Origin of the sequence: Aquabacterium sp. UBA2148, from assembly GCF_002328915.1 — a bacterium.
In the GTDB taxonomy this organism is placed as follows: domain Bacteria; phylum Pseudomonadota; class Gammaproteobacteria; order Burkholderiales; family Burkholderiaceae_C; genus Aquabacterium; species Aquabacterium parvum.
Window position 1 is genome coordinate 19,696 of sequence record NZ_DCXA01000309.1, and the last position, 1,525, is coordinate 21,220.

General features: G+C 68.0%; 2 protein-coding genes. Both read left to right on the plus strand.

The window, feature by feature from the left end; genetic code table 11:
- Positions 1–301: enoyl-CoA hydratase-related protein (locus B2W70_RS17040; RefSeq protein ID WP_286747617.1), on the plus strand; the 301-nt coding region annotated here is incomplete at its 5' end.
- A 432-nt stretch (positions 302–733) separates the two neighbouring features.
- The coding region (locus tag B2W70_RS17045; protein ID WP_286747619.1) for an ABC1 kinase family protein at positions 734–1,525 on the plus strand (792 nt) is incomplete at its 3' end.

Sequence of the window (1,525 nt, forward strand, 5' to 3'; positions counted from 1 at the left end):
CATGATCCTGACGGGCGAGCGCGTGGACGCCGCCACGGCCCTGCGCATCGGCCTGGTGGAAGAGGTGGTGGAGCAGGGCGAGGCCCTGGCCAAGGCCCAGGCCATCGCCCAGCGCGTGGGCAAGCAAAGCCCGGACAGCGTGCGCGCGTGCAAGGCGCTGGTGCACCAGGCCCGCGCCGGCGTGCCGCGTGGCGCAGCCCTCGCTGCCGAGCGCGAAGCCTTCATGCGCCTGTTCGATGGGGCCAACCAGCGCGAAGGCGTCAACGCCTTCCTGGAAAAGCGCAGCGCCAGCTGGCGTTGAGCCCGCCCGATGGCCTGGGACCAGATCGACCGCACAGGCGAAAAAAAAGGCCGACCAGCTCGCGCTGATCGACCTTGCCTGAACGGGATCTGCGTCCCTCGATTTTTTCTCTCCACCCTCTTTTGGCACCCGGTTGCGTTCCGGGCGTGAACCGCTGACGCAACCGTGGTTTGCGTCAACAACTATACGAAGGACGCCACGCAAACCGCCCCCCCTGAAAGTGGGCACCTTGTCAGCAAATGTCAGCGAACCGCTGGAAAACCACGCCATTTTTCAGATGGTGGCGGCAGGCCTGATCCAGATCAATCTGACCACAACCGTCGGCGGATCCACGCACGGCTCGCGCCCTCGCAGCGGCCTGGCCCGATCGGCTTCGTCTACGATGAACCCCTGCCCCGCCAAGACCCGAGAACCCGCCCACCGAGGAGTGCGATGTTGCTGGAGGCCCTGACATCCGTTCGAGACCTCGGCCGCCTGCAGGAGATCGCCTCCGTGCTGATCCGCCACGGCTTTGGCGACGTGGTGCGTCGCATGGGCATGGCCGACCTGCTGGAAAAAGCCGGCCACGCCCTGCACTGGGACGACGCCCAGGCCTACGCCCACATGCCGCCGCCCCAGCGCGTGCGGCGCGCGCTCGAAGAGCTCGGCACCACCTTCGTCAAGCTCGGCCAGATCTTGTCCACGCGCGTGGACCAGTTCGAGCCCGAGTGGATCGAGCAGTTCGGCCAGCTGCAGGACAACACCCCGCCCAGCCACTGGCCCGATGTGCTGGCCCAGCTCACCGAAGACCTGGGTGCGCCGCCTGATGCGGTGTTCACGCGCTTCGAGCCCGAGCCGCTGGCCGCCGGCTCCATCGCCCAGGTGCACGCCGCCCGGCTTGATGACGGCACCGAGGTCATCGTCAAGGTTCGCCGCCCCGGCATCAAGCCCAAGGTCGAAGCCGACCTGCGCTGGCTGGCCAGGCTGGCCACCTCGCTGGAGGCCGATCACCCCGAGCTGCGCGCCTTCCAGCCGCGCGAGATGGTGCGCCAGTTCGCCCGCTCGCTGCATCGCGAGCTCGACCTGGCCAACGAGGGCCGTCAGTCGGACCGCATCGCCGCCAACTTTCGCGATGCGCCCGACATCGTCATCCCCCGCATCCATTGGCGATGGACGTGTGAGCGCGTGTGCGTGCAAGACCGTGTCGAAGGCATCAGCGGGCGTCGGCTCGACCTGGTGGACGCC